Here is a 25,764-nt window from a genome sequence, read left to right as displayed (position 1 = left end):
CGGTCAAGGGCGAAAACGGTGTGGAAGCGGTTTGAAAAATGCTCAGGCGCCGTCATTGAGGTGGCAAGCGCTGGCGTGCTGGATGGCAATGCCGCGCAGCGTGGGCACCTCGGTGGCGCAGCGGGGCATGGCCTGCGGGCAGCGCGGGTGAAAGTGGCAGCCCGAGGGCGGGTGGATGGGGCTGGGAATCTCGCCCCGAATCGCGCCAAAGTGCGTGCCCCGGTTGCCGATGCGCGGAATCTCCGCCAACAGCGCACGGGTGTAGGGGTGGTTGGGGCGGGCAAACAGCTCTTCGACCGGCGCGGTTTCCACCACGCGGCCCAGGTACATCACGACCACCCGGTCGCTCAGGTGCTCGATCACGCCCAGGTCGTGGCTGATGAACAGGTAGGCCAGGCCCAACTGGTCGCGCAGGTCCATGAACAGGTTCAGGATTTGCGCCTGGATGGACACATCCAGCGCGGCCACCGCCTCGTCGCACACCAGCAGTGTGGGCTGCACCGCCAGCGCCCGGGCAATGCCAATGCGCTGGCGCTGGCCGCCGCTGAACTGGTGCGGGTAGCGAAAGCGCAGCGAAGGGTCCAGCCCCGCACGTGCAAGCTGGGCGCACACGTAGTCGTCCTCGCCCGCTGCATCGGTCAGGCCGTGCAGCCGGGCGGCCTCGCCCACAATGCGCGCCACGCGCAGGCGTGGGTTCAAGCTGCCAAACGGGTCTTGAAACACCATTTGCGTGGCCAGGCGCGCCGCTGTGCGCTCTGGCCCTTGCAGGCTGTGCAACGCGCGGCCTTGGGCCAGCACCTCGCCCTCGGTGGGCTGCAGCAGGCCTGCGGCAATGCGCCCCAGGGTGGACTTGCCACAACCGGACTCGCCCACCAGCCCCACGACTTCGCCAGGGTTTACCTGCAGGTCCACACCGTCCACCGCGTGCGTCACCATGGGTGCCTTCGCCAGACCCAGGCGCTGCAGGGCCTGGCCCACCGGGCCTTTAGGCGCCAGCTTGCCAAAACGCTGCGCGACGCCGCGCAGCTCAATCAGAGGGGTGCTTGCGTTCATGCGGCCTCCGCCAGTGGGGGCGCCGTGGCGGCGCCCGGGTGAAAGCAACGCACACGGTGCGCGCTGGCATCGCCCTGGTCCGCTGCCGACGCCACCGCCAACAACTCTGGCTTTTGGCCACAGGCCGCGCTGGCCCGGTCGCACCGGGGGGCAAAGGCGCAGCCTGCGGGCATGTTCAGCAACTGGGGCGCCATGCCCGGGATTTGCCGCAGCCGTGCGCCGCGCCGGTTGGCGCTGGGCAGGCTGCCAATCAGGCCCTGGGTGTAGGGGTGTTGGGGGTGGTCCAGCACTTGGTCCACCGTGCCCTGCTCCACGATGCGGCCGGCGTACATGACGGCAATCTCGTCCGCCAGCCCGGCCACCACCGACAGGTCGTGGCTGATCCAGATCAGCGAGGTGCCGCGCTCGCGCACCAGTTTTTGCACCTCAGACAGGATCTGGGCCTGGATGGTCACGTCCAGCGCCGTGGTGGGCTCGTCGGCAATGATGAGGTCGGGCCCATGCAGCATGGCAATGGCAATGGCCACGCGCTGGCGCATGCCGCCCGAGAGCTGGTGCGGGTAGGCCAGCAGCCGCTCGTGCGGACTGGGGATGCCCATGAGCGCCAGCGTCTGTGCGGCCTGCTCACGCGCCTGGGCTTTGGACACCTTGCGGTGTGCCAGCACCGTCTCCATCATCTGCACATCAATGCGCAGCACGGGGTTGAGGGTGGCCATGGGGTCCTGAAAGATCATGGCCATGCGGTTGCCGCGCAGCGCACGGCGCTCGGCCTCGCTCAGCAGGGTAATGTCTTGCCCGTTCAGCAGCACCTGCCCACCCTCGATGCGCCCCGGCGCATCGACGAGGCCCATGATGGAAAAGCCGGTGACCGACTTGCCAGAGCCCGACTCCCCCACCAGGCCCAGCACCTTGCCGCGCCCAATGGCAAACGACACGCCATCGACCACCGGCAGCACCCCTGCGCGGGTGTGGAAGCGGGTGACCAGATTGCGCACTTCAAGAAGAGAGTCGGTCATTTTTCTAGCCTTGGGTTCAGCACATCGCGCAATTGATCACCCACCAGATTGATGGCCACGATGGTGCCCAGCAGCGCCAGGCCAGGGAAGAAGCTGATCCAGTACTCGTTGGACAGCAGATATTGGTAGCCGTTGGAGATAAGCAGCCCGAGCGATGGCTCGGTGATGGGCACGCCCAGGCCCAGGAAGGACAGCGTGGCCTCCAGCGTGATGGCGCGTGCCACCTGCAGCGCCCCAATCACCAACAGCGGCGGCAGGCAGTTGGGCAGGATGTGCCCGGTGACGATGCGCCAGGGCCCAATGCCCTGCCCCCGAGCGGCTTCGACGTATTCGCGCCGCGCCTCCACCAGGGCCTGGCCCCGGGCGGTGCGGGCGTAGTAGGCCCATTCCAACAGCACCAGCGTGAGCACCACGTTGCCAATGCCCTTGCCCATATAGGCCAGGATCATCAACGCCATGAGGATGGTGGGAAACGACAGCAGCAAGTCCACCAGCCGCATCAGCGCCGCATCGACCTTGCCTCCAGCGTAGGCGGCCAGCAGGCCCACCAGGGTGCCCAGCACCGCCGCAATCAGGGCCGATCCCACGCCCACCAGCAGGCTGATGCGCAGGCCGTAAATGATGGCCGAATACAGGTCACGCCCCTGCCCGTCGGTGCCCAGCACGTAGCGGTAGCCGCCCTCTGCACTGGTGCTGCCGGGGGGCAGGCGCGCGTCCATCACATCCAGCTGCATGAGGTCGTAGGGGTTTTGCGGCGTGATCCAGGGCGCGCACAGGGCGGCGATGGCCACCAGGGCAAGCACCACCAAGCCGCCAAGGGCCACGCGCGATTGCACAAAGTCCGTGCCCACGCGCCACCAGATCGAGCGGTCTCTGACCGCAGGGGTAGGTGTTGCCCCGCTCATGCTGCGCCCTCTAGCCGTACGCGCGGGTCAAGCAGGCGGTAGAGCACATCCACCAGCAAATTGAGTGTCACAAAGATCACAACCACCACCATGAGATAAGCAACCACCACGGGGCGGTCCAGCGAATTGATGCTATCCAAAATGAGCTTGCCCGCGCCCGGCCAGGCAAAGATGGACTCGGTGACCACTGCGTAAGCGATGGTCGATCCCAGCTCCAGGCCCAGCACCGTGACCAGTGGAATCAGCGTGTTGCGCAGCACATGCATGAGCACCACGCGCAGGGGCGAGAGGCCCTTGGCGCGCGCAAACTTCACAAAGTCTTGCGGCAGCACCTCACGCACCCCGGCGCGTGTGAGCCGCAGCACCAGCGAAATCTTGAACAGCGCCAGATTGAACGCGGGCAGCACCAGGTGTTGCAGCCCGTCCCACGTCAGCCAGGACCATGGCACGCCCAGCAGAGAGCGCGTCTCGCCCCGGCCACTGGCGGGCAGCCAGCCCAGTTGCACGCTGAACACCATGATGAGCATCAGCGCCACCCAAAACGCAGGCAATGAGAACCCCACAATGCTGCCCGCCATGAGCCCTTTGGACAGCGGATGCTCGGGCCGCATACCCGCCCACAGCCCCAGCGGCACGCCCAGCACCACCGCCAGCAGCAAGGCGGCCACGGCCAGCTCCAGCGTGGCGGGCAGGCGGTGCAGGATAAGGCGCACCGCGTCTTCCTGGTACACAAAGCTCTTGCCCAGCTCGCCACGCACGGCGCCTTCCACAAACGCCAGGTACTGCTGCCACAGGGGCTTGTCCAGCCCCAGGCGGGCAATGGCCGCCAGGCGTTCGGCCTGGTTCATGTCGTCGCCCACCAGGATGTCCACCGGGTTGCCAATGGAGTGCAGGCCCACAAAGACGATCATCGTCATCACCCACACCACCAGCGCGGCCTGGGCCAGGCGGCGCAGCAGCCAGCCCAGCGTCATGCCTGTGCCACCGGTTCAGCCGCACCGGCTGGCACGGCTTCGTCGTAGGGCGGGAACTCAGCGGGTGTCCATTCCGTGCCGTCCAGCTCGGGCTCGGCATAGGCCTGCATGGCGCTGTAATGGGTTTGCACGTCCTGCGCCAGCAGGCCTGCCGCCAGCCCACGGGCCAGGCGCTGCGCACCATCGCTGATTTGCGGAATGTCGCCAGCGCCCGCGCCTTGCGACAACGCTGCGGCGTAGTTGAAGCAATGCACGCGCTCCAGCCCCGGCAAGGCTCCCGGCGTGCGCGGCTGGAACTCAAACACCGGCCCCAGGTCGGGCGAACCCGCCAGCTCGGCATCTGGCACACCATCGACTGGCGTGAACCGATCACCCCAGGTGCGCACATGGGGTGCCAGCCGCGCAAACTCAGGCCGCTGGCCCCAGTCGGTGCGAAAGCCGGTGCAGAAAATCACAAAGTCGGCGGCCAGTGGGCCTTTGCCGGTGTCGATGCGCAGCACGCCGTCGCTGCGCTGCTGCACGCCGGTCACGGGGGTGTTCAGGTGGAAATGCGCGTTGGTATGGCGCGATACCCGCAGTGTGCTGCCATGGGGTGGCGGCACTTGCGAGATGTTGATGTACCGCCGAAAGCGCCACTTCCACTCGTCAGGCAGGGCCCAGAAGCCCTGGGACATGCCGGGGTTGCCTGCCCCCTTGCCTTTGTTGACGCGCGGCAGCTCGGCGCGGCGGATCAGCAAATCCACGCGTGCAGCGCCATGCTCCAGCGCCGTGGCGGCGGCGTCCATGGCCGACGAGCCACCGCCAATCACGGCCACACGCAGGCCGCGCAGTGCTTCTCCATCCCACTCGTGTGAGGAATGCACCCAGCGCTCACGCGGCACCTGGGTGGCCCAGTCGGGCAGCCAGGGGCCACCCAGGCCGTCGCGCCCGGTGGCCAGCACAGCATGGCGGGCCAGCACGGTGTAGGGCCGGGGCGCTGCGCCAGGGGTTTCGTCCCGCAGGCTCAGTTGCACCACGCCGTCGCCACGCGGTTGCACATCTTGCAAATGCTGGTGGTTGCGCACATCCAGGCCCAGCACCTGGCGGTACCAGCGCAGGTAGTCGGCCCATTGCAGGCGCGGAATTTTGTCGAGTGCTTGCCACTGCTCCAGGCCAAACTGGGCCTCGAACCAGGCGCGGAAGGTCAGCGCGGGCAGGCCCAGCGCAGGGCCCGTGAGCTCTTTGGGGCTGCGCAGGGTTTCCATGCGCGCCGTGGTGGCCCAAGGGCCCTCAAAGCCAACGGGTGCCTTGTCAAAAATGCGGGCTTGTACCCCCAGGTTGCGCAGCGACGCAGCCAGCGCCAGCCCGCCCATACCGCCGCCAACGATGGCCACGTCCAGCACCTCTTGCCCATCGACCGTGCGCGCAGGCACCCAGGGCTTGGCGGGCAGGCACAGCCACTGCAGATCTTGGCGCAGCCGTGCCTCCAGGGCCGGCAAACCAAGGGCGTCGCCAGACACGGCGGTCGTGGCGGAGGGTTCAGAGGGGGACGGTAATGTCATAGGGTCGTCACAGTCAAAAGTTGTCGGTCAATTCAAGCGCCGCTGGCTTGCCTTGCAGCAGCCGCGCCTGCTCCGCAGCGCTGTGCTGCACAAATCCCGGCACGGCCTGGGCGGCCAGCAGCAGCGCGTTGGCCAGCGCCTGCACGGGCTCGCTGATGGGGCGGCCCGCAGGCACCACCACGCCAAAGTCAAACGGTATGGACAAGTCCAGTGGCCGCACCACCACCCCTTCGGCGGGCGCGCCCATCGCGGTCAGCGGCTCCAGCACCGCCACGCCCAGCCCGGCGCGCACCAAGGCCTGGGCGTTGATGGAGGAGTTGGTTTCAATGAAGGGCTGCTGCAGCGCGGCATCTGCTGCGCCCGCAGCCTGGGGCCACACTGCGTTGAGCCGGTGGCGCAATCGGTAGGGGTTGCTCATGGTCACGATGCGGCGCTGCGCCAGGGCCGCCAGTGGCACCACGGGCAACGCGGCCAACGGGTCATTGGCCGCAATCACTGCTACGCAAGGCGCCTGGCCCAACCACAGCACCTGCAGGCCCTTGTGTTCCAAAGGCAGGCTGCTGGCGCCCAACTGCACCACGCCGTTAAGCACGTCTTGCACCACCTGTTCGGGCGCCGCCGAACGCAGGCGCACCGGCGTCACTCCGTTGCGGGCCTCCAGCGCCCGCAAGGCCTGCGGCATCAAGCCCACGGCCAGTGCCGAGGTAGCAGCCAGCACCAAGGGTTGCGCGGCACTGCCCCGCGCGATGTCTGCAGCGCGGGCCCGGATGTGCCGCAAGCCCCCCAAGGCGCGCTCCACATCGCCATACAGGAGGTAGGCCTGCTCGGTGGGGGTGACACGGGGGCCACTGCGCACAAACAGGGCGTAGCCAATCTCCGCCTCCAGCTCTTGCACCAAACGCGTGATGGCGGGCTGGGAGCGGTCGAGCAAGCGGGCGGCGCCTGTCACGCTCCCGGAGGTCATTACAGCCGCGAAGGCTTCAAGTTGGCGAATTTCCATAGCACATGAATAAGATTTACGCATCATGATGCATCAAGCATGCCAAATACAAATACTAAAACCGCATGTGCATATGCGAAGAAGTGCGCTGTGGTGTTCCGCCCGCCCGCAGCGGCACCAGCGGGGCAGGCGTGGTGGCGCTTTACACTCAGGCCCCCATGCCCCAGACTCTGGCCGCCCCGGCCCACAGCGAACTCATCATCAAGAAAAGCCGCTTCATCGGCTGCGTGCAGCCCATGCCTGACCGGGCCAGTGCGCAGGCCGTAGTGGATGCGCTATGGAAGCAACACCCCGGCGCGGCCCATGTGTGCTGGGCACTGCTGGCTGGCGGGCAGTCGGCTGCGGTAGACGATGGCGAGCCCAGCGGCACGGCCGGTCGCCCCATGCTGGACGTGATGCGCCACCAGGACCTGGAAGGTGTGCTGGCCACCGTGGTGCGCTACTTTGGCGGCGTGAAGCTGGGCGCTGGAGGCCTGGTGCGGGCCTACACCGACTGCGTGGCCCAGGCGCTGCTGACCGCCCCCAAGGTGGTGCTACAGGCCATGGCCACACTCGAATGCAGCGTGCCCTATTCGCTAGAGGGGCTGCTGCGCCGCGAAATTGACGCGGTTGGGGCGGAGCTGCTGCGGGTGGACCATGGTTCACTGGTCACACTGCAGTGGCGGCTACCGAAAAGCCAGGCCGCTGCTTGCCAACAGCGCATCAATGACAGTGGCCAAGGCCGGGTGGGATGGATTGAAGCCCGCGAGATGTAACAACGCACCAGCCCCCTCAAAAAGAGCTCAATACCGAGCACCTACCTGCCGATAACCAACCACTAACCCAAGGAATCACCATGGACGTGGCACTAACCAACAGCATTGTCAGCACCGCCACTTCGCTGGCCAGTGCCAAAACATCAGATGCATTGAACATGGTGGTGCTCAAAAAAGCACTGGACATTCAGGCGACATCGGCCAGCACCATGCTCAATGCCATGCAGCAATCGATGCCGCAGCCCGCCCTGGCCACCAGCGGCACACTGGGCACCCAGGTCAACACTTTTGCCTGAGCGCGCTGCGCCAAGCAAGGCGTAACGCAAAAAGGGGCCACAGGCCCCTTCCCCCATTCTTGGCACAGTGTCAAGGCTAGCGCAGGCGCGCGGGTGACAGGCCTTCAACGGAGACACCTTCGCGGACCAGGCTGTCGGCCAGTGGCTCGGCGCGCAGCAGTTGCCGTGCCAGCAGCGATGCACCTGCGGCGCTTTGAATGCCGTAGCCGCCCTGCCCGGCCAGCCAGAAAAATCCCGGGGCATGGTTGTCCCAGCCAATCACCATGTCCCCGTCAGGCACGAAAGAGCGCAACCCAGCCCAGGTGTGGGATGGGCGGCGGATCTGAAAGGTGGTTTTCTCTTCAATGTGGTAAATGCCTGTGGCCACATCCAATTCTTCAGGCACCACATCGTGCGGATGGGTCGGGTCGGCGTTAGCGGGGGAGCCCAGCAGCTGGCCCGCATCGGGTTTGAAGTAAAAGCTCTCGTCCACGCTCACCACGGCGGGCCATTGGTGCGCATCCATCCCCTCGGGCACCGCAAAGGTGAAAGCGGTGCGCCTGCGCGGCTCCAGCCCGATGGGGGGCACGCCCGCAAGACCGGCCACCACATCGGCCCAAGCGCCCGCAGCATTGACGATGGTTTTGGCCTCCAAGACTCTGCCATCGGCCAGCGTGACTTGCCAAACATCGCCCTGGCGTTGCAAAGCTGTGACCTCTGCGTGGGTCAGCACCTGCCCGCCCCGCTGGCGCAGCCCCCGCAAGTAGCCCTGGTGCAGGGCGTGCACGTCAATGTCGGCGGCTTCGGGCTCGCTCATGCCTGCAGCCACGGCTTCGGGCTTGAGGCAGGGCAGTTGGGCCAGCAAGGCCGCCTGCTCCACCCACTCGACGTTGGGCGAGGCAGCCCGGGCCTCGTCATAGGTCTGGCGCAGCAAGTCCAGCTGGTCCGGCCCTGCCACATACACCACCCCACGCGGCGAAAGGATGGGGTCGTCACCAAATTCCGGCGGTGGCGCGTCGTAGAACGCGCGGCTGGCCCGGGTCAGCGCCTGGATGTTGGGCGTGCCGTAGGTGGCCATGTACAGGGCCGCTGAGCGCCCCGTGGTGTGGTAGCCGGGCTGGGATTCGCGCTCGAGCAACAGCACGCTCGCGCCCTGCCCCTCTTCTTGCACCAACTGCCAAGCCACCGAAGCACCCGCAATGCCTGCACCGATGACGATGTAATCTGCCTTTTGTAGGGTTTGCATGGTCTGCCCCCCATTCAAACCGCAGACACCAGCGCAGCCGAGGCCGCACGGTCGTCGCGGGGCAAGCTGCGCGCATCACGCGGGTCGGGCGCCCCTGTGGCGATAGAGGTCAATGCGGGCTCGGCACGGGTGGCCCGCAGTTTGGCCAAATCGGGCCTGGGGCGTGCCAGCCCGGCAATGCCCTTGAAGGCTTTTTCTAGCGCGTGCCCCACGCCCAGCGTGTGCCGGTCTGCTCGGAAGCGCCCCACGATCTGCAAGCCAAACGGCATGCCCTGCGCATCCAGCCCGCAAGGCAGGCTCAGCGCGGGGTGCGTGGTCAGCGTGGTGACATAGGTCAGCGCCAGCCAGCGGTAGTAGTTGGCCTGTGGCTCGCCGTTGATGTGGCTGGCAAACAGTTGCGTCCAGGCAAATGGGGAAACCGGCGTGGTGGGCGCCAGGATCACGTCGTAGTGCTCATACAGCTTCTGAAACCGCGCCAGGATGCGCGTCTGCTCCGCCTGCGCCCAGGCGCTGTCCAGCAGCGTCATGGCAGCACCCATTTCGTAATTGGCGCGGGTGTTGGGGCCCAGGCTGGCAGGGTCGCGTTCGTAAGCATCCCGCGTGCTGGCCACAAAGGCTTCAGCGCGCAGCACATCAAAGCAGCGGTGCACGTCGCCCAGGTCCACGTCAATGGCATCGCAGCTCGCAAACAGGTGCTTCATGGCCTGCACTTTGTTGCGGAAGACGCTGCGGATGCCGTCGTCCACCGCACAGGCACCAAAGTCCTCGGTATAGGCCACGCGCAAGCGGCTCAAATCTACGGTTTCGGGCAGCAGGAAGCTGCTCGGGTCCAGCGGGTAGCTCAGCGGGTCGCCCGCCGACATGCCTGCTGTGGCGGCCAGTTGCAGGCAGGCTTCTTCCACCGTGCGGCCCATGGGGCCGACGACCGAGATGGGCGTCCAGCCCAGCAGCTTGCGCGAGCTGGGCACCACACCCGGCGAGGGCCTGAACCCCACCACGCCGCAGATGGATGCGGGAATGCGCAGCGAGCCGCCTGTGTCGGACCCTGTGCACACGGGCAACAGGTCGCAGGCCAGCGCAGCCGCAGAGCCGCCCGACGAGCCGCCTGCGTTCAAATTGGGGTTGAAAGGGTTGCCCGTGGCCCCCCACACCGTGTTGCGCGAATTGGCACCCGCTCCCATTTCAGGAATGTTGGTCTTGCCTGCCACGATGGCGCCCGCCGCACGCAGGCGGGCCACCAGCACGTTGTCCTGCGCGGGGATATGGTCGCGGTAAATCTCCGAGCCGTAGGTGGTCAGCAGGCCAGCTGTGGCTTCAAGGTCCTTCACGCCCAACGGCAAGCCGTGCAACAGGCCCAGTGGTTCGCCGCGCAGCACCGCTTGCTCAGCCGCCTTGGCTTCGGTGCGGGCACGGTCGTAGCAAGTGGCCGTGATCGCGTTGATGTGGGGGTTGATCGCCTCGATGCGCTCGATGCAGGCCTCCAGCAATTCAACGGGCGACACCTCGCGGGTGCCGATGCGCTCGCGCAATTCGTTCGCGGTTAGCTCAACCAAAGGGCTGTGTGTGGTCATGTCAGGCGTGTCGCTTTCTTCAGTCTGCTGTGATGCTGGCACGCTGGGCAATGGCGCGCATCAAGGGCAGCTCTTTGTCAATCAATTCGCCCAGGGCTCTGGACGAGCCATAGGCGGGCTCAAAGCCCATGCTCAGGAGCTTATCGCGGGTTTCCGGGTCAGACACCACCTGTGCCAGCGTCAGCTCCAGGCGCGACTTGACAGCTGGTGGCAGGCCACGCGGCGCCACCACGGCCAGCCACGTGTCCATGTCCAGGCCGGGATAGCCGCTCTCCGCCAGCGTAGGTACCTTAGGCAGCAAGGACGTGCGCTTGGCGGTGGTGACGGCAATGGCTTTGACCTTGCCGTCCTTGAGGTGCGGCAAGGCGGCTGAGACCGTGTCCACGGTGAAGGGAATTTGCCCGCCAATCAAATCCGTCATGGCTGGGGCGCTGCCCTTGTAGGGCACGTGCTGGATCTTCACGCCCGCAGCGTGGAAGAACATTTCACCCGCAAACTGCGAGGTGGTGCCCGCGCCAAACGAACCATAGGAGTACTTTTCAGGCGCGGCCTTGAGCGCTGCCACAAACTGCTTCACATCGGCCACCGGCACATCTTTGTTGGCCAGCAGGATCAGGCCCGTGCGGCCGGTGATACCGATGGGCTCAAAGCTTTTGACAGGGTCGTAAGGCAGCTTGGGGCGCACCGCAGGGTTCACCGTGAAGGTGGTGCCCGAGCTGATCAGCAGCGTGTAGCCGTCCGGGGCCGCCTTGGCCACATAGGCGGCGCCAATGGTGGTGCCACCGCCGCCTTTGTTGTCTACCACCACGTTCTGGCCCAGCTTGTCGCCCAGCTTCTTGGCAATCACACGGCCCAGCACATCGGTGGCACCGCCTGCAGGAAAGGGCACCACCAGCGTGATGGGTTTGGTGGGATAGTTGCCCTCTTGCGCCATGGCGGGGGCCCATGCTGCAGCCCCCATGGCACACATCATGGCGGACAAAAGCAGCTTCTTGCGGTTCATGGCGTTCTCTCCAAAGGTCACAAAAGTAAAGGAAAAAGTAAAAATCAAGTGATCGAAACAGGGGGCGCACCCCATCAAAACGGCAGCGTGCCGCGCCCTGCCAGCACAGCGCGCCCGCGCTGCACAAAGCCCTGGTACTGCGCATCGGGCACCAGCAGCCCACCGGTGGTCCACACCAGGTGCGTGGCCTGGTGCAGCACAGCATCCACGCCCGTGCGGCGCAACCAGGCCTGCCCGGCCGTGGTTCCCACCAGCATGCCGGGGCCGCTGAAGCCCGCAGCTGCAGACGGCTCGATGCGTTCATTCAAAGCATCCAGCACCTGCACCAGGTGCGCAAACAAAGTGTCGTCGGCCACGGTGAACACACCCGACAGCAAGGGCTGCATCAGCGCTGCGGCCAGCAACGAGGCGCGCGGCACGGCCAAGCCGTCGGCTTCGGTGCGGTTGCTCAGGCCCCAGTCGTACACCGACGGGTGCTGCCCTGGGCCCTGCGTGGCATCTGCCAGCATCTGCACCATGAAGCATGGCGACTGCACGGGCTCGGCAAAAAAGCAGTGCACGTGTGGCCCCAGCAGTTGGCGCAAGCCAAACGCAATGCCCGCAGGCGCACCGCCCACACCGCAAGGCAGGTACACGATGAGCGGGTGCTCTGCATCCACCGTCATCCCTTGCTCTGCCAGTTGGGTCTGCAAATGCAAGGCCGCAGCGCTGTAGCCCAGCAACAGCGAGAAAGACTGTTCATCGTCCACAAAATGGCACGCCGGGTCGGCGCTGGCCTGGGCGCGACCTGCCGCCACGGCACGCTCGTAGTCGCCCTGGTGCTCCACCACCTGCACACCCCGCTGGCGCAAGCGGTCTTTTTTCCATTCTTTGGCGTCGGCCGACATGTGCACGGCAGCCTTGAACCCCAGGGCCGATGCCACCACGCCAATGCTCAACCCCAGGTTGCCCGTGGAGCCCACCGCCACCTGGTAGCGCCCCAGTACCTCGCGCGCGGCCGGGGTCGCCAGGGTGCGGTAATCACCGCCTTCCTCAACCAACCCGTGCTGCAGCGCCAGTTGCTCGGCAAACTCCAGCACCTCGTGCATGCCGCCCCTGGCTTTGATGGAGCCCGCCACAGGCAAACGGTGGTCAGCCTTGATAAACAAGCGCCCTTGTCCCTCGGCCATTCCGATGGCGGCCTGCAGAGCATCGGCGGGCAGCAAGGGCGACTCCACCTGGCCCGCCGTCTCAGCCAACTCGGGAAACACCTGCGCCAGCAACCCGGCAAAGCGGGCCAACCGGGCGGCGGCTGCTTTCGTATCATCCAGACTAATGGTTCTCCCTAGTGCCGAAAGCACGGGCGCAGGGTGGGCCTGCACAGCGGCATTGGTCCAAAGCGCAGGCTGGGCGTTGCGCAGGCGTGCTGACAGCAAGGCATCTACCGCAAGGATAGGGTTCTGGCGAAGGTCTGCGGGCAAGGAAGGCACTGCAGGCGGGCACTCAAGGGATGTCATGCGCACTTGTGTCATTGTTAACTGACTGCATTTTTAGTGGGTCACGCCGCTGTCACAACGCATTTATATTGAGAAAGACATTAGTATTAATAATGGACATTCGACTCTCCCCTTCCCTGCTGGCCTGGCTGCGCAGCTTTGATGCCGCTGCACGCCATGGCAGCTTCACCAAAGCTGCGGCAGAGCTGTGCATCACCCAGGGTGCGGTCAGCCAACAGGTGAAACAACTAGAAGAATGGCTGCGTCGTCCGTTGTTTTTGCGCACGCCGCGGGCCCTGGTTCCCACACCCGAGGGCAAATGGCTGGCGGTGGTGCTGCGCGAAAGCTTTGACGCCATTGAAAGCACGCTGGCGCAAATGCGCCAGCCAGCAGAGGCCACCACCGCAACGCTGAGTTGCTCCCCCTCGTTCGCCATGAGCTGGCTCACCCCTCGGCTGGGCGACTTCTTTCGCCAATACCCCCGCACCGGGCTGCGCGTGTTTGGCGAATTCCATACGCTGGACCGCACCCGCATGGTGCGCGACGGCATCGAAGCAGCCGTGCGGTTTGACCTGGGCCTGTATCCCGACCTGAATGCCTCGGTGTTTCTGGACGAATGGCTCATTCCCGTGGCCAGCCCCGACTTCCTGGCGCGCCACCCCACCATCCACACCCCCGAAGACCTGCGCAGCGACTGGCTGCTGCACGACAGCAGCGCCTGGGAAGGCGCCGAGACCTACGAAGAATGGCAACACTGGTTCACCCAAAGGGGTGCCACGCCGCCCCCATGGGCGGGCGGGCAGCAATTCAACCTGTCGCAACTGGCCCTGGGGGCGGCGCTGGCCGGACAAGGCATTGCCATGGGCCGCGCGGCGCTGGTGCTGCAAGACGTGAAGGCTGGTCGGCTCGTGCCGCTGCTGGGCCGCAGCGTGCTGTCTCGCGCCGCCTACTCGTTTGTCACCTCCAGCCACCCCAGCCCCGCCATGCAACAAGTGCGCGATTGGCTGGAAGAAGAAGCCAAGCGCTTTTGCACTGAGCGGGAGATGCTGCTGCCTGCGGTGCAGGGACCATGAGACCTCAGGGACATGCACACCGATAAAGCATCAAGACGTAACGCCTGTCTGCCAGGGCTGATTTGGCTGGCATTTTTGGATACCCTCGGGCCCCAACACGGCGAGCCTGCGCAGGGGTCGCCAGACCGCATACCACCAACAAGGGACTGACATGGCGCAAATACTGGTTGTGAAATACGAGAGCCAAGCCGATGCCAAGGTGTTTGAGGCCCCCTATGAAAGCCAGGCGGATCTAGCGGTGCTGGAAGTACCCTACGAGCAGCAAGCCACGGGCGACGCCGTATGGCATCTGGTGAACTACGAAAGCCAGGCGACCTTCAAGATCTTCAAGGTCAAATACGAGGCACAGGCCGATTTGCGCATCTTCAAGGTGAAGTACCTTGAGCAAGCAGGCTGGCGGGTGCAAGAGCACAAGCTGCAAGGCACCTTGGGTAAGTAACAAGCCCTGCGGATCGGCGGAGCTAAGTTGTTGCTCCACCCGCGTTCTCGGTGCGCCCCACGCACTGCTCCGTATTGCTTGGCATGCACCAACGCGTGCCCCGCCCTTTCCGGTCTGCGATGGCAAGGCCCGCCTGGCGCAAGGCGGCCGCGCGTACCATGGCGTACTGAGAATCACCCTGCAGCAAGCGGTGCGGACTCTGCCGCCCCGGCAGGTGCCGGTTTCGCACAGACACTTGCGGGATGCCCCAGTGATTTACTCCTGATTTGATAGCTGCTAGCGCTTTTAAATAAAGCGCTGGCGGCAGTTTTTATGCTAAATGCCATTTATGACCGAAGCCGCCGACGCCAGCGCACGCCCACAGCCCCGCAACTGCTCTGACCTGTTTTGGTCCTTTACCTGGTTGGCGCTGCAGGGCTTTGGCGGCGTGCTGGCCGTGGTGCAACGCGAGCTGGTCGACAAAAAACGCTGGATGACCAACGAAGAGTTTGTCGAAGACTGGGCCGTGGCGCAGATCATGCCGGGCCCCAATGTGGTGAACCTCTCCATCATGATTGGCGAGCGCTACTTTGGCTGGCGCGGTGCACTGGCGGCGCTGGCGGGCATGCTGGCGTTTCCGATGGTGCTGGTGTTGGCCCTGGCCGTGGTTTATGCGCAGTTTGCCGATCACCCTGCGGTGGCAGGCGCGCTGCGCGGCATGGGCGCGGTGGCGGCTGGGCTGATTGCAGGCATGGGCCTGAAGCTCTCGTCCACGCTGAAAAAGCATCCCCTGGGCTTGTGGGTGTGCGTGGGGTTGGCGGCCCTCACGGTGGTGGCCATGGCGGTGCTGCGCTGGCCCCTGTTCTGGACACTGCCCACCGTGGGCTTGCTGGCCTGCGTGCTGACCTGGAGAAAGCTCACCCCATGACATCCACCGCACCCGCCTTGGCCGCGCTGTCTGCGCTCGACTGGTTTCACCTGTTCATGTACTACATGTCCCTGTCGTTGCTGGCCGTGGGGGGCGCCATCAGCACGGCGCCAGACATGCACCGCTTTTTGGTAGACCGCAACGCCTGGCTCACCGACACGCAGTTCAACACCTCCATCGCCATTGCCCAGGCCGCGCCCGGCCCCAATGTGCTGTTCATCGCCCTGCTGGGCTGGAACGTGGGCCTGAATGCAGGCGGCCCGGGCATGATGGGCTGGGCCCTGGGCCTGCTGGGCATTGTGGTGTGCATGGTGGGCGTGATGTTGCCCAGCAGCGTGCTGACCTGGCAGGCCACGCGCTGGGGCCACCGCAATCGCAACCGGCGCAGCGTGCGGGCCTTTAAACAAGGCATGGCGCCGGTGGTGATTGGTTTGCTGCTGGCCACCGCCTGGGTGCTGACACGCACCCAGGGTTCGTCACTGCACAACTGGCCCTTGTGGGCCCTGACCGCCATGGCCGCCCTGCTGGTGTGGCGCACCAAGCTCCACTTGCTGTGGATGCTGGGGGCCGGGGCGCTGCTGGGCGCCATGGGCTGGGTGTAGCAACGGCGCCCCTCCCGCAAACGGATACCGCCATCATGATCGTCCCTGACTTTTGGGCTGAAGCCCGCCTGCAACAGCCCCTCGGCAAGCGCCAAGCCACAGTGCGCCGCTGGGGATGGTCTGACACCAGCGAGGCCGACGCGCAAGCGATGGCCGATGCACGGGCCGCGCAGGCCATGGCGGACCTGCAGGCTGGCCACACCGTGGCGCGGCGCGAGCGCAAGCAGGCCTACAACGGCGCGCAGGGCCTTCCCATCCGCGAAGAGGTGCTGGCGCGCCACGGCAGCACCGTCATCACCCGCAATGCCTATGGCGCCCATTGCCTGAACACGCCGGATGTGGTGTTTGCCGATGTGGACTTTGCCACCCAGGCGCCTGCGCGACTGACCTGGCTGCTGTTTGCGCTGCTGGCGCTCGCCGTCGTAGTTACCACCCGAGCCTACGTGGGCGGCTGGGTTTGGCCGATGGCCGTGGTGCTGGGTGGGCTTGTGTCGGCGCCTGCGGCCCAAGCCTTGTACCGGTTGTGGATGGGCTACCAAGGCGGGCACGAGGCCTTGGCACGCAAAAAGCTCAAAGCCTTTGTGGCCGAGCACCCAGATTGGAACCTGCGGCTGTATCGCACACCCGCGGGCCTGCGCCTGCTGGTCACGCACACCGTGGCAGAGCCCGCCGACGGATTGGTGCAGGCCTTTTTTGCCCAAGTGCAGGCCGACCCGATGTACGTGCGCATGTGCAACAACCAGCATTGCTTTCGCGCCCGTGTGAGCGGCAAACCCTGGCGCATGGGCATCGACAGCCCCATGCGCCCCCGCCCAGGCGTGTGGCCGGTGCGGGCCGAAGCCATGCCCCAACGCACCGCCTGGACGCAGGCATACGACCGCAAAGCCCAAGCCTACGCCGCCTGCCGGTGGCTGGGCGATGTGGGCAGTGGCACGGTGCACCCCGAGGTGCAGCCCGTGGTGGCACTGCACGACGAGCTGAGCCAGGCCCTGCAGCCGAACATGCCACTGGCTTGACGGCCAGATTGGACAGTGGCTGCAACAGGCTTAGCTGATGCGGCGGGCGTTCTCTGCGTAGACGGCCAGGTACAACGCGTCAGAGCCCACAAAAGGCGCCTTGCCACCAAAGCCCACGCTGAAGTCACCAAACGACAGCGCACGGATATTGGCCAAGCCACTGCGCAGGCGGTCACGGGTGGGCTCCTTGCCCGCGTTCTTCAGGCCCTCGATCATCACTTGCGCGTTCAGCCAGCCTTCCAGGCTGCTGGTGCTGTTGAGGTGAGCAGGGTTGGCTCCCGTGGCCTTCATCGTGGACTGGAACTTGCGCACCACCACCGATTTTTGAGAATTGGCGTCGGGGAACACCTGCACCAGCGCCAGCCCGCGGGTGGCGGCAGCCAACTTGGGCAGCTCGGACGACACCACGGCCACAGACAACCCTGCCAACGGCACGCCCTGGGCCTTGGCTCGAAACGCCAGCACAAACGCCGTATTGGCCGTGCCGGTGGTGGCCAGCAGCACTGCACCGGGGCGGTCTGCGGCCACTTTGTCGGCCAGATCGGCCGCATTTTTGCCATCGACCGCCAGGGCAAATTCACCCGAACGCTCGACCTTGGCATCGTCCAGCGCCTTGGACATGTCCTTGAGCACTTCCTTGCCAAAGGGGTTGTCCAGGTACACCACGGCAATGCGCTTGAGGCCCATCTCCACCACTTGCTTGACCAGGCGCAGGGATTCTTCGCGGTAGCTCGGGCGCAGGAAAAACACGTTGCGCTGCTCGGCCGAGCGCAGCGACGTGGCGCCCGTCACCGGCCCCACGGTGGGAATGCCCTTGCTTTCCACCATGGGCAAAATGGCAGCCGTGTTGGCCGTGCCCAAGGGCGAAATCAGGGCGAAGATGGACTGCGCTTCCAGCATGCCCGTCACGTTCTGTGCGGTGCGGCTGGCCACATAGGCGTCATCCTTCACATCCAGGCGAATTTCACGGCCATGCACGCCGCCTGCGGCGTTCACCTCGGCAAAGGCGGCTTTCATGCCTGCCACTTGCTCAGAGCCTGCAATGCCCAGCGGGCCGGTGAGTGCGATGGAGCAACCCAGCGTGACATGCTTGGCAGACAGGGCCTCTTCTGCCGCCAGAACGGAGTGAGACCAGGCGGGCAAACCCGCAGCAGCCACAGCTTGGGTGGCTCGCAAAAGAAAGTGACGACGACTCATGTGCAGTTAGCCTGGATAGTGCAAAACGGCCCAGAGTAACCAGAAGATCAACGAATGAGAGTCGACTAGGCGACAATTCGTTACACAACCCACACAATGTGAAAGATGGTGAACAGGGGTTTCGGGACATGGGTCAGGCACGCCCCGCGCTGCGGGCGGCCTGCAGGGGCGTCGCCCTTGTCGCCCTGCCCCGCCGTCACATCAAAGCGATCGCTGGCGCAGTGCCTCGTACAGGCACACCCCACTGGCCACAGACACGTTCAGGCTCTCCACCGCCCCCTTCATGGGGATGCTGACCAGCTCATCGCAGGTCTTGCGGGTGAGCTGGCGCATGCCGTCGCCCTCGGCCCCCAGCACCAGGGCCACGGGGCCCTTGAGGTCGACCTGGTACACGGTCTTGGGCGCATCGTCACTGGTGCCAATGCACCAGATGTTGCGTTCCTTGAGCTCGCCCAGCGTGCGGGCCAAGTTGGTGACCATGAAGTAAGGCATGGTCTCTGCCGCCCCGCTGGCCACCTTGGCCACTGTGGCGTTGATGCCCACCGCATGGTCCTTGGGGGCGATGACGGCATGGGCACCCGCGCCATCGGCCACGCGCAGGCAGGCGCCCAGGTTGTGCGGGTCGGTCACGCCGTCCAGTACCAGCAGCAGGGGCTGCTCGATGCCTGCGGCTTCCAGGTTCTCCAGCAGTTCGTCCAGCGAGGTCACCTGCGCCACGGGCTCCACCCGTGCCGCCACGCCCTGGTGGCCGTGGCTGCCCGCGAGCTTGGCGATGCGGACGCTGTCGGCTTCGATCAGGCGGGCACCGGCTTCCTTGGCACGGTCCAGAAACTGCCGCATGCGCGCGTCACGGCGTGTGGACTCGTAATAAATCTCGATGATGGATTGGGGCGCCGTCTTCAGGCGCACACCCACGGCGTGAAAGCCGAAAAGAACTTTGGGGGAGGACATGCAGGGATTATCGTTGCGCGGCCACCAGTGTCCCAAGTTGGAAGTTCGTTAATGAAATAAAGAAGCCGAAATCTTCGTCAGGCAAGGCGCAAATCACAGCGATAGCCGTAGCTATCGCGAGGATTTGCAGCGCAGCGTGGCGGCGATTCTCGGCGTCTTTATGAAACGAATCTCCAACTTGGGACGCTTGGCGCCCCAGCCGCAGGCAGAAAAACTGCCAAGGGCTTGTGTCATACGACCCAATTGCTATCAATTCAATAGCTGCTAGCGCTTATTCAATAAGCGCTAGCAGCCAATTTTCTTTGAAATCAATCCTCAACCACCCGCCCGGCGTCGATGGTGATCCGCCGCCCGCACTGCGCGGCAATCCCCCGGTCGTGGGTCACCAGCACCAGTGTCGTGCCCTGCTCGCGGTTGAGCTCAAACATCAGCTGCATGATGGATTCGCCTGTGGCGAAGTCCAGGCTGCCCGTGGGTTCGTCGGCCAGCAGCAAGGCCGGTTGCACCACAAACGCACGGGCCAAGGCCACGCGCTGCTGCTCACCGCCCGAGAGCACCTTGGGGTAGTGCCCCAGCCGTTGCCCCAGGCCTACGCGCTGCAGCATCTCGGTGGCGGCCTTGCGGGCATCGCGGCGCTCGGCCAACTCCAGCGGCAGCATCACGTTCTCCAGCGCCGTGAGGTTGCCCATGAGCTGAAAGCTCTGAAATACAAACCCCACCTTTTGTGCCCGCAGTGCGGCACGGTCGTCTTCGTTCAGCACAAACAGATCGTGGCCGTCCAGCCGCACGGTGCCCCGCGTGGGGGTGTCCAGCCCGGCAATGATGGACAGCAAGGTGCTCTTGCCCGAACCCGACGCGCCCACGATGGCTGCGGTTTCCCTGGGCGCCAGGCGGAAATCGATATCCCGCAAAATGTCGAGCGTGCCGGTGGAATCCGTCACCGACTTGAACACATGCTCCACCGCAATAATGGGTGTCACGGGCGATGAGGGGGATTCGGACATGAAAGGCTCTTTACTTTGATTCGCAATCTGCATCGGCGTCACTTTATCCTGACCACGGCCTCCGCCCTTGCCATGGGGATTTCCAGCCCGGGGGTTTTTGCCCAAGGCGCCCCCAAAGCGGCGGCAGGCAAGCCCGCCGTGATTTTGGTGGTGGGCGACTCATTGAGTGCGGAATACGGCCTGCCACGCGGCAGCGGCTGGGTGGCCTTGCTGGAAAAACAATTGGCGCAAGAGAAGATCAGCGCCAAGGTCATCAATGCCAGTGTGAGCGGTGAGACCACCTCGGGCGGCCGCTCGCGCATTGCCGCACTGCTGCAACAGCACCAGCCCAGCCAGGTGGTGATTGAGCTGGGCGGCAACGATGCGCTGCGTGGCCTGCCGCTGCAAAACACACAAGACAACCTGGGCTTCATGGCCCAGTCGGCCCAAAAGGCCGGGGCAAAGGTGCTGTTGATAGGCATGCAGGTGCCGCCCAACTACGGCACCGACTATGCCAACCGCTTTGCAGCGGTGTTTGAGGGGGTGGCCAAGGCGCACAAAGCGGCGGTGGTGCCGTTCTTTCTCAAAGGGGTGGCCGATGGCGCAGACCCTACGCGCTTGTTTCAGGCCGACCGCATCCACCCCAAGGCCGAGGCCCATCCACAGATGCTGGCCAATGTGTGGCCAGAGCTGAAAAAGCTGCTGCGCTGAGCGCCATGGGCAGGCACTGACAAGCAAAAACAGAGAGCCCGTGCGCTGCCTTTTTTGGAAAAGGCAGCGCACGGGCTCTTTAGTGGGTCATTCCATTGCCAGGCTTCTGAGTGGGACATCAGCCAAGCCATGAATGCCCGCCATTAACTGGCCGTAGGGTCCGCCGGTGCAGAAGGCGCTTGAGCGGCCTGGTCACCGGCATCTGGCCCAGCGTGCGGATCGTCAGGCCGGCGCTGTGTTTTGGCTCTCAGCTTCTCTTCTTTCTTTTGTTTCTTAGCGAGTTCGCGCTGGCGTTTTTCGTATCCGTAGTTAGGTGTTGCCAAGGTGTTTGCTTTCTGAAGTAGAGGTCCACTGTAACAGCTAGCCCCGCGCGCTGAGCCTCAAACCGGCTCTGGCGCCGCGTTCGTATCGACTGACAAGCGTTTCACCGCCGCCCGGTAAGCGTGCCAACTGGCATGCCCCAGCAAGGGCCCAACCAGCACCAAGGCCACACTGCCCGCCCACAGCGATGCCGCCACCAAAACAGTGATCAAAGCGCCCCACAACACCATGGCCAAGGGGTTCTCCAGCACTACGCGCATGCTGGTGATGCCTGCGGTCAGTGCATCGGTGTCACGGTCCAGAATCATCGGAATGGACACCACCGAGGTAGAGAACACCAGGGCAGCAAACACCCCGCCCACCACGGCATACACCGCCACAAAACTCCAGTTTTCGGGGTTGAACACCGCCTGCAAGACCCCGGTGGTCGACGGCATGCCTGTGTTGAAGAACACCGCAAACACCACCAGCGATGCCCGCCCCCAGAGCAGCTCCAGCACCACCAGCACCAGTACCAGCATGCCCATGCTGCCCATGTGGCTGTCCCAGCAGGTCAGGGATTCGCTCAGCTGCGGCGCCAGCCCGGCCTCACGCCTGCGGCTGGTGTCGTACAGGCCCATCGCCAAAAAAGGCCCCAGCAGCAAGCAGCCGCTGGCAATCGACATGGTGTACTCCGGTTTGGTGCGAAACACCCACCCCAACACCAAGGCCATGAACCAGAAACACAGGCCGTAGAACACCGCAATGCCGGGTGCGGCCTTCAAATCGTGCGCGCCGCGCGCCAGCCAGCGAAAAGGGTCCGCCAGCGTCAGCGGCTGCAAGGTGATGGGCGCCGTGTCGCGGGCGGTGGAGACCTCAGTAACGGATGTGTCGGGCATGAGGAGTGCAGCGAAGTGGAAAGACCCACCCCACACAAGGCGGGGAGCGAAACAGACGCCACCACACCGTAATCCAGCCCACCACCGCGCGCCACTGAGGAAACTACCACCCCGCCCTGCGCGTTTTCAATGCGGCCTGCTCAACCTGCGTGCGCAGTGCGCTCCATCACCGCCAGGGCTTGAAGCAGGTCCTGGCGCAAATCTTCAGCAGCCTCCAGCCCAATTGCAAACCGCACCAGCGTGCCAGGTTGCAGATGGGGCGTGGCCCCCTCGCGCATGCTGCGCAGGTGGTAAGGCACCACCAGGCTCATAGGGCCGCCCCAGCTGTAGCCCAGCTTGAACAGCTGCAAAGCATCGCAGAAAGCATCCACCTGGGCTTGGCTGTAGCGGGCGTCCACCATCACGCTGAACAAGCCCGCCGCAGCGCCCTGCCCCGCCTGGGCTCCGCCACACAAGGCCTGCCAGTGGGCATGGCCAGGCGAGCCAGGCAGCGCCGGGTGCAGCACCTGCGCAATGGCCGGTTGCGATTGCAGCCAGGTGGCCAGTTCACGCGCAGAGCGGTCGTGGGCGGCATAGCGCAACGCCACGCTGGGCAGCGAGCGCAAAACGGCCTCCACATCGTTCAGCCCCACCCCCAGCCCCAGGCGCATGTGGGTGAGCTTGATCTTCATGTGCAAAGCCGCCGAGCGGGTCATGACGCTGCCCATCAACACATCGCCCCCGCCACTGGGGTACTTGGTTAGCGCATGCGCCGAGATGTCAACCCCCAGGCTGCCATCCCCCAGCAAATCAAACGGCGCAAAAGCCAGCCCCGCGCCCCAAGTGTTGTCGAGCGCCGTGGTCACGCCCCGGGCCCGGCAAATACGCACCTGTTCGCACAGGTCCGGGAATTCCATGGTCACAGACCCTGGGGCTTCCAGCCACACCAAGCGTGTCGAAGCGGAGATTCGCCGGGCCAGGTCCTCAGGGTCCAGTGGGTCGTAAAACGCATGCGAGATGCCGTAGCGTGCCAGCTCGACGGCCGCGAAATCCTTGCCAGGCCCGTAAGCGTTGTCCGGGATCAGCACCTCGTCGCCCGTTTTGAGCAACGCCAGATTCACCGAGGCAATGGCAGCCAGCCCACTGGGCACCAGCACGCATTCGCGCCCACCTTCCAGGGTGCACAAGCGCTCTTCCAAAATGAAGGTGGTGGGGGTGCCGTGCAGGCCGTAGGTGTAGCCCGTCTTGTCCTTCCACTCGCGGCTGCGCATGGCAGCCACGTTGGGGAAAATCACGGTAGAGGCCTTGAACACCCCCGGCTGGGGGGCCGCAAAATCTGCGGGCGGCTGGTAGCGGTGGTGAACGATCTGGGTGGAAATATCAGGGGCGCGGTCTTCTTGCTTCATGCCGCGCATGGTAGCGCTTCAGCACCTTGGCCCAGGGCCTCGTCAACGGAGGCACTGGGCGTCGGGTATGCAAGCATCAGCCTGCAGAAACCACCAGCAGGTTGGTCACCGAAGTCACGCCCTTGACGCTCTTGGCAATGGTTTGGGCGCGGTCCTTGGCGGCCAGGCTGGGGGCGGGGCCATTCAGCGTGACGGCGCCCCCCTGTGTGTCCACATTGATCTTGATGGCGCTCAGATCAGGGTCTTTGGCCAGCCCCGCAGACACCTGGGCCGTGATGGAAGCGTCGTCCACCTTCTCCATCGCGGTGTTGGCAGCTTGCTTGGCCGAATCGCCCAGGTCCTTCGCAGCCACTTCGGCCCGTTCAGCGCCCTTTTCCACTTGCACTTCGGCCTTTTGCATGGCGGCTTCGGACTTAGCTCGGGCATCGGCGGCGGCTTGCTCTGTCTTTTCTACAGCGGAATCCAGGCGTTGGCCCACGGTGGGCTCTTCGGTTTTGCTGCAGGCCATCAGGCCCAAGGCCAGCGCGCTGACGGCCAACATCGACGCCACGCGGGTGGCTTTGGAAGTCACACCCATGGTCTGGACGGTGGGTTGGTTCATCTCGGTGGTTTGCATCAGAAATCTCCTTGCGGATAAAGACATGGCTGAACTGTAGGCAGCTGGCCTGCCCCGTCGGGTCAGACGGCTCGCAAAGGCGTGTAGGACAAAACACTGCAATCCCAGCGCGCTTTGTCACGCCCAGCCATCTCCAAAGGCCCCACAGCGCGACAATCACTGCATGCCTCGCATTTCTTTCAGCTCCTGGTTGCCTTTTCTAGCGTGGCCCCGGCCCAGCGCTGCGTTGCTGCGCGGCGAATTCTGGGCGGGCATGACGGTGGGCCTCATGCTCGTGCCCCAGGGGGTTGCCTATGCAGCGCTGGCGGGCATGCCGCTGGTCACGGGCATTTATGCATCGCTGTTGCCTGCCTTGGTGGCGGTGCTGTTCAGTGCCTCCACCCGGCTGGGCGTAGGCCCCACGGCACTGACGAGCCTGCTCATTGGCGCATCGCTGACCGGGCTGGCCGAGGCCGGCAGCGCCCAGTGGGTGCAAATGGCCGTGTGGATTGCACTGCTTTGTGGGGCCTTGCAGTGCGTGATGGGCTTGGTGCGCTTTGGCTGGGTGGTCAATGTGGTCACCTCGCCCGTGCTCAGCGGCTTTACACAGGCCGCTGCCTTGCTGATTTTGTCTTCGCAGCTAGGGGCACTCACCGGCTTGCGGGCCGACTTCAGTGCGCTGCTGCACACGCCTTCTCTGGGGCTTTTTGACCTGACGGCGGCGGCATTCGGCTTGGGCGCTGTGGTCGCGCTGTGGCTGGCCAAGCGGCTCAAACCCACCTTTCCGGCCGCCATCGTGGTGGTGGGCCTGGCGGGCGGCATCAGCTGGATCAGCGGCTACGCCGATGCGGGTGGCGCAGTGGTGGGGCACCTGCCGCAAGGGTTGCCAAGCTTGCAGTGGCCCGGGCTTTTGCCTTGGACAGACTTTTCTTCGCTGCTCATGCCTGTGCTGGTCATTACCCTGGTGAGCTTTTTGGAAACCGCCTCCAGCGCCAAGGTCGAGAGCCAGCGTTCCAGTGAGCGTTGGAACGAAAACCAGGACCTGATTGGCCAGGGCCTGTCCAAAATCAGCAGCGGGCTGTGCGGCAGCTTTGCCACCAGCGCATCGTTTTCTCGCTCGGCCATCAACCTGTATGCAGGCGCGCAAAGTGGTTGGGCCACCGTGTTTTCCATCCTCGTGGTGCTGGTGGTGCTGTTGTGGCTTACTCCGGCGCTGTACTACGTGCCGCAATCGGCCCTGGCGGCCATTGTGGTGACGGCGGTGTTCAGCCTCATCAAACCAGCCACCTTCACCCGCCTGTGGCGGACGTCGCGGGTGGAGTCGGTCATCGCATTGGTCACCTTTGCCTTGACCCTGGCCACCGCACCACGCATGTATTGGGGTGTTTTGGCCGGTTTGGTGATGAACCTGTGCCACTTTCTGTACCAGCGCCTGCACCCCCGCATCATCGAGGTAGGCCTGCACCCGGACGGTAGCCTGCGCGACCGCCACTTGTGGAACCTGCCCCCCCTGGCGCCCGAACTGCTGGCGCTTCGCATGGATGCAGAGCTGGACTTTGCCTCTGCAAGCGCCCTGGAGCGCTGGGTGATGGAGCACTTGAGCGCCCACCCCGAGATCAAGCACCTGTGCCTGATGGCCCAACCCGTCAACCGCATTGACGTGACCGGCCTGGAAACCTTTGCCCAACTGCATGCACAGATGCTGGCGCGGGGTGGTTGCCTGCATGTGAGTGGACTCAAGTTGCCGGTCGAGGCGGCACTGCGCAAAGCGGGCCTGCTGCCAGCGGCCGCCGGGTTGGTCACCTACCGCACCGATGCCGATGCCCTTGTCGCCCTGCAGCAACTCCCACCCCGGGTAACACCTCTGTGATCGTGCAGAAATTGCAATCGCA

26 protein-coding genes are annotated in these 25,764 nt (G+C 64.8%); 9 read left to right on the top strand and 17 right to left on the bottom strand.

Annotation, left to right across the window (positions count from 1 at the left end; genetic code table 11):
- Nucleotides 1-42: 42 nt before the first annotated feature.
- Genes CLU88_RS03425 through CLU88_RS03400 form a run of 6 tightly spaced genes read right to left on the bottom strand, consistent with a single transcriptional unit; the run spans nucleotide 43 to nucleotide 6,489 of the window.
- Complete coding sequence (locus CLU88_RS03425) at nucleotides 43-1,053, bottom strand: ABC transporter ATP-binding protein (protein ID WP_099655397.1); 1,011 nt, start codon at nucleotides 1,051-1,053, stop codon at nucleotides 43-45.
- A complete protein-coding gene (locus CLU88_RS03420; RefSeq protein WP_099655396.1) occupies nucleotides 1,050-2,069 on the bottom strand; it encodes an ABC transporter ATP-binding protein in 1,020 nt (339 codons plus the stop codon). Before CLU88_RS03420 ends, CLU88_RS03425 begins: the two co-directional genes overlap by 4 nt.
- The gene (locus CLU88_RS03415; RefSeq protein ID WP_099655395.1) at nucleotides 2,066-2,974 is read right to left on the bottom strand and encodes an ABC transporter permease; all 909 of its coding nucleotides are present in this window, start codon (nucleotides 2,972-2,974) and stop codon (nucleotides 2,066-2,068) included. Before CLU88_RS03415 ends, CLU88_RS03420 begins: the two co-directional genes overlap by 4 nt.
- Nucleotides 2,971-3,948 (bottom strand): ABC transporter permease, encoded by a 978-nt coding sequence (locus tag CLU88_RS03410; protein WP_099655394.1) that lies wholly within the window; start codon nucleotides 3,946-3,948, stop codon nucleotides 2,971-2,973. The genes CLU88_RS03415 and CLU88_RS03410 overlap by 4 nt, the downstream gene beginning before the upstream one ends.
- Nucleotides 3,945-5,489, bottom strand: coding sequence for an NAD(P)/FAD-dependent oxidoreductase (locus CLU88_RS03405; protein WP_099655393.1), 1,545 nt, complete (start codon nucleotides 5,487-5,489; stop codon nucleotides 3,945-3,947). The genes CLU88_RS03410 and CLU88_RS03405 overlap by 4 nt, the downstream gene beginning before the upstream one ends.
- A 13-nt stretch (nucleotides 5,490-5,502) precedes the next feature.
- A complete protein-coding gene (locus tag CLU88_RS03400) occupies nucleotides 5,503-6,489 on the bottom strand; it encodes a LysR family transcriptional regulator (protein WP_099655392.1) in 987 nt (328 codons plus the stop codon).
- A 158-nt stretch (nucleotides 6,490-6,647) separates the two neighbouring features.
- Here CLU88_RS03400 and CLU88_RS03395 point away from each other — a divergent pair, with 158 nt between their 5' ends.
- Both CLU88_RS03395 and CLU88_RS03390 read left to right on the top strand, forming a co-directional pair.
- Nucleotides 6,648-7,244, top strand: a complete 597-nt coding sequence (locus tag CLU88_RS03395) for a YigZ family protein (protein ID WP_099655391.1) — start codon at nucleotides 6,648-6,650, stop codon at nucleotides 7,242-7,244.
- 80 nt (nucleotides 7,245-7,324) lie between these two features.
- Nucleotides 7,325-7,540: a YjfB family protein gene (locus CLU88_RS03390; protein WP_099655390.1), complete on the top strand. Its 216-nt coding sequence runs from the start codon at nucleotides 7,325-7,327 to the stop codon at nucleotides 7,538-7,540.
- 76 nt (nucleotides 7,541-7,616) lie between these two features.
- Here the strand turns inward: CLU88_RS03390 and CLU88_RS03385 are convergent, their stop codons facing one another.
- The 4 genes from CLU88_RS03385 to CLU88_RS03370 all read right to left on the bottom strand — a co-directional run bounded on the left by CLU88_RS03385 (nucleotide 7,617) and on the right by CLU88_RS03370 (nucleotide 12,835).
- Complete coding sequence (locus tag CLU88_RS03385) at nucleotides 7,617-8,765, bottom strand: FAD-binding oxidoreductase (protein ID WP_099655389.1); 1,149 nt, start codon at nucleotides 8,763-8,765, stop codon at nucleotides 7,617-7,619.
- 14 nt (nucleotides 8,766-8,779) lie between these two features.
- The gene (locus CLU88_RS03380) at nucleotides 8,780-10,336 is read right to left on the bottom strand and encodes an amidase (RefSeq protein ID WP_099658620.1); all 1,557 of its coding nucleotides are present in this window, start codon (nucleotides 10,334-10,336) and stop codon (nucleotides 8,780-8,782) included.
- A 19-nt stretch (nucleotides 10,337-10,355) separates the two neighbouring features.
- Nucleotides 10,356-11,339 carry a tripartite tricarboxylate transporter substrate binding protein gene (locus CLU88_RS03375; RefSeq protein ID WP_099658619.1) on the bottom strand — a complete coding sequence of 328 codons (984 nt, stop codon included), beginning with the start codon at nucleotides 11,337-11,339 and terminating at the stop codon, nucleotides 10,356-10,358.
- Between the two features lie 74 nt (nucleotides 11,340-11,413).
- Entirely contained in the window at nucleotides 11,414-12,835 is a 1,422-nt protein-coding gene (locus CLU88_RS03370) for a D-serine ammonia-lyase (protein ID WP_099655388.1), read from the bottom strand.
- A 92-nt stretch (nucleotides 12,836-12,927) separates the two neighbouring features.
- On the opposite strand from CLU88_RS03370, the gene CLU88_RS03365 reads away from it, so the two are divergent.
- The 5 genes from CLU88_RS03365 (at nucleotide 12,928) to CLU88_RS03345 (ending at nucleotide 16,851) form a co-directional block, all read left to right on the top strand.
- Complete coding sequence (locus CLU88_RS03365) at nucleotides 12,928-13,887, top strand: LysR substrate-binding domain-containing protein (protein ID WP_099655387.1); 960 nt, start codon at nucleotides 12,928-12,930, stop codon at nucleotides 13,885-13,887.
- A gap of 151 nt (nucleotides 13,888-14,038) precedes the next feature.
- Nucleotides 14,039-14,326 carry a DUF6150 family protein gene (locus tag CLU88_RS03360; RefSeq protein WP_099655386.1) on the top strand — a complete coding sequence of 96 codons (288 nt, stop codon included), beginning with the start codon at nucleotides 14,039-14,041 and terminating at the stop codon, nucleotides 14,324-14,326.
- A gap of 319 nt (nucleotides 14,327-14,645) precedes the next feature.
- Nucleotides 14,646-15,233, top strand: coding sequence for a chromate transporter (locus tag CLU88_RS03355; RefSeq protein ID WP_099655385.1), 588 nt, complete (start codon nucleotides 14,646-14,648; stop codon nucleotides 15,231-15,233).
- Nucleotides 15,230-15,835: a chromate transporter gene (locus CLU88_RS03350; RefSeq protein WP_099655384.1), complete on the top strand. Its 606-nt coding sequence runs from the start codon at nucleotides 15,230-15,232 to the stop codon at nucleotides 15,833-15,835. The genes CLU88_RS03355 and CLU88_RS03350 overlap by 4 nt, the downstream gene beginning before the upstream one ends.
- 35 nt (nucleotides 15,836-15,870) lie before the next feature.
- Nucleotides 15,871-16,851 carry a hypothetical protein gene (locus CLU88_RS03345; protein WP_099658618.1) on the top strand — a complete coding sequence of 327 codons (981 nt, stop codon included), beginning with the start codon at nucleotides 15,871-15,873 and terminating at the stop codon, nucleotides 16,849-16,851.
- 30 nt (nucleotides 16,852-16,881) lie between these two features.
- Here CLU88_RS03345 and CLU88_RS03340 read toward each other — a convergent pair whose 3' ends face one another.
- The 3 genes from CLU88_RS03340 to CLU88_RS03325 all read right to left on the bottom strand — a co-directional run bounded on the left by CLU88_RS03340 (nucleotide 16,882) and on the right by CLU88_RS03325 (nucleotide 20,003).
- Nucleotides 16,882-18,048 (bottom strand): ABC transporter substrate-binding protein, encoded by a 1,167-nt coding sequence (locus CLU88_RS03340; protein WP_099655383.1) that lies wholly within the window; start codon nucleotides 18,046-18,048, stop codon nucleotides 16,882-16,884.
- Nucleotides 18,049-18,249: 201 nt separating this feature from the next.
- The gene (rlmB, locus tag CLU88_RS03335; RefSeq protein WP_099655382.1) at nucleotides 18,250-18,999 is read right to left on the bottom strand and encodes a 23S rRNA (guanosine(2251)-2'-O)-methyltransferase RlmB; all 750 of its coding nucleotides are present in this window, start codon (nucleotides 18,997-18,999) and stop codon (nucleotides 18,250-18,252) included.
- A 308-nt stretch (nucleotides 19,000-19,307) separates the two neighbouring features.
- Nucleotides 19,308-20,003, bottom strand: coding sequence for an ABC transporter ATP-binding protein (locus CLU88_RS03325; protein ID WP_099655380.1), 696 nt, complete (start codon nucleotides 20,001-20,003; stop codon nucleotides 19,308-19,310).
- 72 nt (nucleotides 20,004-20,075) lie between these two features.
- On the opposite strand from CLU88_RS03325, the gene CLU88_RS03320 reads away from it, so the two are divergent.
- Nucleotides 20,076-20,693, top strand: coding sequence for an arylesterase (locus CLU88_RS03320; protein ID WP_199173410.1), 618 nt, complete (start codon nucleotides 20,076-20,078; stop codon nucleotides 20,691-20,693).
- Between the two features lie 143 nt (nucleotides 20,694-20,836).
- Here CLU88_RS03320 and CLU88_RS23200 read toward each other — a convergent pair whose 3' ends face one another.
- The 4 genes from CLU88_RS23200 to CLU88_RS03300 all read right to left on the bottom strand — a co-directional run bounded on the left by CLU88_RS23200 (nucleotide 20,837) and on the right by CLU88_RS03300 (nucleotide 23,854).
- The gene (locus CLU88_RS23200) at nucleotides 20,837-21,016 is read right to left on the bottom strand and encodes a hypothetical protein (RefSeq protein ID WP_099655378.1); all 180 of its coding nucleotides are present in this window, start codon (nucleotides 21,014-21,016) and stop codon (nucleotides 20,837-20,839) included.
- Nucleotides 21,017-21,073: 57 nt separating this feature from the next.
- Nucleotides 21,074-21,892, bottom strand: coding sequence for a DUF2189 domain-containing protein (locus CLU88_RS03310; RefSeq protein WP_099655377.1), 819 nt, complete (start codon nucleotides 21,890-21,892; stop codon nucleotides 21,074-21,076).
- 140 nt (nucleotides 21,893-22,032) lie between these two features.
- Nucleotides 22,033-23,286 (bottom strand): PLP-dependent transferase, encoded by a 1,254-nt coding sequence (locus CLU88_RS03305; protein WP_099655376.1) that lies wholly within the window; start codon nucleotides 23,284-23,286, stop codon nucleotides 22,033-22,035.
- A 67-nt stretch (nucleotides 23,287-23,353) separates the two neighbouring features.
- Nucleotides 23,354-23,854 carry a BON domain-containing protein gene (locus CLU88_RS03300; protein WP_099658617.1) on the bottom strand — a complete coding sequence of 167 codons (501 nt, stop codon included), beginning with the start codon at nucleotides 23,852-23,854 and terminating at the stop codon, nucleotides 23,354-23,356.
- A gap of 202 nt (nucleotides 23,855-24,056) precedes the next feature.
- On the opposite strand from CLU88_RS03300, the gene CLU88_RS03295 reads away from it, so the two are divergent.
- Nucleotides 24,057-25,742, top strand: a complete 1,686-nt coding sequence (locus CLU88_RS03295) for a SulP family inorganic anion transporter (RefSeq protein WP_099655375.1) — start codon at nucleotides 24,057-24,059, stop codon at nucleotides 25,740-25,742.
- Nucleotides 25,743-25,764 lie beyond the last annotated feature (22 nt).

The sequence above is a fragment of the Acidovorax sp. 56 genome (genome assembly GCF_002749705.1).
Taxonomy (GTDB): domain Bacteria; phylum Pseudomonadota; class Gammaproteobacteria; order Burkholderiales; family Burkholderiaceae_C; genus Acidovorax.
The sequence above is the reverse complement of the archived record's forward strand: the minus strand, read 5'-3'. Positions and strand labels throughout refer to the sequence as shown.